The organism is Agriterribacter sp. (genome assembly GCF_035444585.1).
GTDB lineage: Bacteria > Bacteroidota > Bacteroidia > Chitinophagales > Chitinophagaceae > Agriterribacter.
The window spans coordinates 1-5457 of record NZ_DAOMOZ010000279.1; the positions used below are offsets into that span (position 1 = coordinate 1).

At 47.2% G+C, this 5457-nt stretch carries 3 protein-coding genes; 2 read left to right on the forward strand and 1 reads right to left on the reverse strand.

What is annotated here, in order from left to right:
• Together PLH26_RS19890 and PLH26_RS19895 are read left to right on the forward strand one after the other, a co-directional pair.
• A partial coding sequence (locus tag PLH26_RS19890) for a cellulase family glycosylhydrolase (protein ID WP_324587770.1) occupies positions 1-1083 on the forward strand: 1083 nt, incomplete at its 5' end.
• A 323-nt stretch (positions 1084-1406) separates the two neighbouring features.
• Positions 1407-2375, forward strand: coding sequence for a glycoside hydrolase family 43 protein (locus PLH26_RS19895; protein WP_324587771.1), 969 nt, complete (start codon positions 1407-1409; stop codon positions 2373-2375).
• Positions 2376-2711: 336 nt separating this feature from the next.
• Here PLH26_RS19895 and PLH26_RS19900 read toward each other — a convergent pair.
• The coding region (locus PLH26_RS19900; RefSeq protein WP_324587772.1) for a S41 family peptidase at positions 2712-5457 on the reverse strand (2746 nt) is incomplete at its 5' end.

Sequence of the window (5457 nt, forward strand, 5' to 3'; positions counted from 1 at the left end):
AAAGCAGACACTGAAGCAGTAGTAGCCGAAACGGGAAGAGACATCTGGACAAAGGAGCAGTCCAATGACTGGTATGCCAAACAGGGATGGCTGGTAGGTTGTGATTTTATTCCCAGCACTGCCATCAACCAGTTGGAAATGTGGCAGGCAGCTACCTTTGATACGGCTACTATTGACCGTGAGTTGGGCTGGGCCGCCTCGCTGGGCATGAATACGGTACGGGTATACCTGCACGACCTGTTGTACCAGCAGGATGCTGAAGGTTTTTTACAACGTATGGACCGGTTCCTGCAGATCGCATCCGGGCATCATATTAAGCCGCTTTTTGTATTGTTTGATTCCGTTTGGGATCCCTATCCTAAGCTGGGCACACAACGGGAACCCAAGCCCGGTGTTCACAATTCGGGCTGGGTGCAAAACCCGGGTAAGGAAGCTTTGTTAGACAGCACGCAATACCCGCGGCTGGAAGCTTATGTTAAGGGAGTGGTAGGAAAATTTGCATCAGACGACCGTGTGCTGGGCTGGGACGTATGGAATGAGCCCGAGAACATGAACAACGAATATTACCGCAAAATGGAACCGGCGAACAAAGCGGATATTGTACTGGTTTTATTGAAACAGGCGTTTGAATGGGCGCGTTCCGTTGATCCGCAGCAGCCGCTTACGGCCGGCTTATGGGCAGGCGACTGGTCGGCTCCCGATAAGCTGAAGCCTATTGAAACGCTGATGGTGGAAGAGTCTGACGTGATCTCTTTTCACAATTACAGCGACGCTGCTTCCTTTGAAAAAAATATAGCAGAGCTGCAGCGCTATGGCCGGCCCATTCTTTGCACGGAGTACATGGCCCGTGGCAACAACAGCACTTTTGAAGGCTCATTGCCTGTTGCAAAAAAATACAATGTGGCCGCATACAACTGGGGATTGGTAGATGGCAAAAGCCAGACCATTTATCCCTGGGACAGTTGGAAAAAAGCATATACAGGCGAACCCAAAGTATGGTTCCATGATATATTCAGGAAGGATGGAACGCCCTACAGGAAAGCGGAAACAGACCTGATCAAAAAGCTGACCGGTAAGATGTAATATATGTTTATGGCAGAGCGTAATGATCTGCTGTAATAGACAATCAACAGGCAGCGTTTGTGCAAGGTCTTTATTCTGTTTATCATTGATCAGACCCTTCCTTCGTCAGGGTGACAAGCAGTGGGCTATAGGTTGGGCTATATTGCAAGTGCTCAACATTGATTAGCGCTGTTTGCTATCCCATAGAATTGCAGAGTTAATACAGGCGGCGTTTGTGCAAGATATTTATTCTGTTCATCATTGATCGGACCTCGCTTTATGAGGCGTCTTCGCCTCATAGGCAAAGTATGTCACTTCCGGGCGATGATTAAAACATATTGCTGATGTATCCCGTTTTTTATTATGTACTGCTATTGCTGTTGTATTCCGGTAAAGAAGATATCCATCCCGCAACAGAACAAATATACTTTGCCGACCCAACCATCTTTTATGAAGATGGTAAATATTATCTCTACGGTACGGATGGCTTTAATGCCGACTCCGGTTTTCATGTAGCCGTTTCAGGCGATTTGCAGCACTGGGAAAAAACACAAGATGATAAAAGAGCATTGAGCAGGGGAGAGTCATTTGGCAGTAAGGGTTTTTGGGCGCCGCAGGTATTTCAGCATAACGGCCGGTATTATATGGCTTATACGGCTAACGAACATATAGCAATAGCGCATAGCGATAAACCTGCCGGCCCCTTTCGGCAAACCCTGATGAAGGCGATAGATGCAAACGTTAAGCAAATTGATCCTTTTGTGTTTAAGGATGACGATGGAAAGCTTTATCTGTACCATGTGCGTTTACAAAACGGCAACCGGATATTTGTGGCAGAGCTAAAAAGTGACCTGTCAGGGATTATCCCCTGTACATTACGGGAATGCATAAGTGCCGTAAAAGACCCTCAGCCATGGGAAAATACACAGCAGGTAAAATGGACGGTTACCGAAGGACCAACCGTTATCAGGCGTGGCGAGGTTTATTATATGTTCTATTCCGCTAATGATTTCCGTAACCCGGATTATGCCGTGGGATATGCGGTTGCCGATAACCCCTATGGCCCATGGAAAAAATACAGCGGCAATCCCATCATCAGTAAAAGCATTACCGGATCGAACGGATCGGGGCATGGTGATCTTGTAAGCGACAAAGCGGGCAATCATTATTATGTCTTCCACACCCATTTTTCCAATGGAAAAGTAGCGCCGAGAAAGACAGCGATGATAAAAATAAGATTTGCAGATAATGGGAATAGTGAAGGCCTGAAAGCCGATGCTTTAAGTTTTAAATATTTAGCGTACGGAAGATAATGCTATTGTCAGTAGAGCTCCTGACGCATTATATTATTTATAGTTTATGGTTTATGATTTATGGTTGTTTGAAATTTGTAATTTGAATTTTATCCGCCCCGGCGGACAGGTTTGGTTCTTGTGATTTGGTTCTTGTTATTTATCTCCTGGTGCTTTGCGTTCAGATGCGGTCTGACCCTCCTTCGTCACGTGCCGACCGCATCTCCGGATCTTTAAAGTTTATGCTTTTTAGTTTGTTATTGTATTCTTCGGATTTAGAGCTTATGGCTTCGGGTTTAATTTTACCTGTCATGCACACAGCAAACCCCTGTATTCCCCTGATTTGTTCGATTGCACTTATTTCCCCGATTTATCGGGAAATGCCGGTATCGGCGGCACGCCTTTAGGCTCCGGCCCCTGCAGCTTTTGCTGTAATTCTTCGATCGCCCGCTGAAGCTGCACATCATTGCCAAGCCATTCCTGGTGCGGGTCATTGACCACCTCAATATCAGGATGAACGCCTTCCCCCTCAATAATGAACCTGGAGCCGTCGGCCGCGAAGTGTGCGAACTCGGGCTTGCGCATATCGGCGCCGTCAATAAAAGGCAGCGACCCTCTTATGCCTACAACGCCACCCCATGTACGCTGACCGAGCAGTGGTCCTATTTTATAAAACCGGAACTGGTAAGGGAACAGATCCCCATCGGACGCCGAATACTGGTCGATCAAACAAATTTTTGGGCCAACCTGCGCATCCGGCTTTATGCCGGCTGTTTTATTGTTCCGCATCATGGTGCCCAGTCCCGGTACCCGCCGCAGCCGTTCAATGATCATGGGTGATACATTGCCTCCGCCATTGCCGCGGTCGTCAATGATCAGCGCTTCCTTGTCTAACTGCGGGTAAAAATAGCGGGCAAACTGGTTCAACCCTTCCGGCCCCATATCCGGTATATGCAGGTAACCTATTTTACCGCCGGAAGCTTTGGTTACTTTGGCGATATTTTGCTGTACCCATTCATGGTAATACAGGTTCGATTCATCTTCGACAGGTTTCACAAATACCTTACGGCTACCCGTATCCGAAGGCTTGCTGTTTACCCGGATCTCGATCGTTTGGTTCGCTTTCCCGATAAGCGCCTGGTAGATATTGTCGAGCCTGCTCACATCCTTTCCGTTAATGGCAATAATGTAATCACCTTTCTGTACGTTTACGCCCGGCTGGCGCAGGGGCGATACCAGGGTTTTGTCCCAGCTTTCACCCGATAGTATGGAATCTATGACATAATACCCGCTTTTATCGCGACTGAAAGCTGCACCGAGCAGCCCCATTTTTATGCGCTCCACATCCGGCCTGTCGCCGCTGTTTACATAAGCATGCCCGATGCTCAGCTCACCGATCATTTCGCCAATGATATAGGTAAGATCATTGCGGTGATTCACATAAGGAAGCAGCACGGCATACTTGTCGTGCATCGCTTTCCAGTCCAGGCCATGCATATTGGGGTCGTAAAAGTAATCCCGCATCTGCCGCCAGCTTTCATCAAATATCTGTTTCCATTCTGCATGCAGATCGGTGCTGATTTTCAATGCTGCCAGATCCAGCTTGTTTTTTGCTTCGATCTTGATCCTGCTTACATCTTCTATAAAATAATCATCTCCTTTTTTGAAAATGATTTTTTTCTGATCCTGGCTAATGGAATAGTTGTTGATATCACCCAGCCCGGTTTCCTTTTTATCCTCAAGATCAAAAAATCTCAATGATCCGGGCATGCGAAAAGATGCAGCAACATAATACAAGCCCTTATTGGTGGCAGTGAGGTTGTAATAATTGCCTGGTTTTACCGACAGGCTTTCTATACGGTCTGTTAACCCCGCTTCGTCTATTTTTACTTCCGGGATCGTATCGGTTTGCGCTTCCGGTTTTTTCGCAGCCTTATCCTTGTCTTTTTTTGAACCGGTTTTTTCTGTGTTGGAGTTGTTTTCTTTTATGGTTACTTCATCGTTTTCAACCCTGAAAGGCGATGCGGTTCCTGCCGACAGCCTTACCATATAAGGTTTGCTCATGTCTATATATGCATGGTTCCATTCGGTATTGCTGTATACCGGGTTAAAATCACGTTCCGATACAAAATACAGCAGTTTGCCATCGGGACTGAAAGCAGGTCTTCCGCTATTGTACCAGTCATCGGTAACGGCAATGTTCTTTTTGCTTTCGATGTTATACAGCCTGATCACATCAAAGCGACGTGCTTTTCCCGGCTCGGTATAAGCGATCCATTTGCTGTCGGGCGCCCAGGTATACTCGCTTATCTCCCTGTTGTCTGAATGGGTGATCATTGTTTTGGTGCCGGTAGTTATGTCCACATAATACAGGTCCTGGCTGCGGTCGGCAAGCAACAGCAGCTTGCTGTCGGGACTCCAGACCGGGTAAAATTTATAGCTGCCCCCACCTTTGGTCAACCGGCGGGCGCTATCGGTGCCGTCCTGTTTTTGGATGTACAGTTCATCTTCTCCCGTTTTATCGCTTATAAAGCTTATCCATTTGCCATCAGGGCTCCAGTCAACGTTGCGGTCGTTCGCTCCGCTGCTGTGGGTAAGGTTGCGGGTAACGCCATTTTTTTCCGGTACGGTAAATACATCGCCCCTGCCGCTGAATACGGCTCTTTTACCGTCGGGCGACAGGCTATAGCTGTTCATGAATTTGGAAGCATCTACCTGTTTGCTGCGGCTCCAGGAAAAGTCTTCCGCTAATGCAATATTCAGCTTTTCTGTTTTGCCGTTGTTCAGGTCATAGAGATAAATATAGCCGCCGTTTTCAAAAGCGATCGCGTCGTTTCCAAGCGAAGGGAACTTACAGTCGTATCCGGTGAAGTTGGTGATCTTTTTGGTTTGCTTGGTTTGCGTGTCATATTCAAACAGGTTCATGGTGCGGTCGCGGTCGCTCAAAAAGTAGATCCTGTTTTTATGATACATCGGAAAGATATCCTGGGCGGGATCGTTGGTTATATTTTCTGTTGCCGCTGTTTTGGTATCGTATACCCAAATATCATCTGCCATTCCGCCCCTGTAGTATTTCCAGGTCCTGAATTCACGGAATACCCTG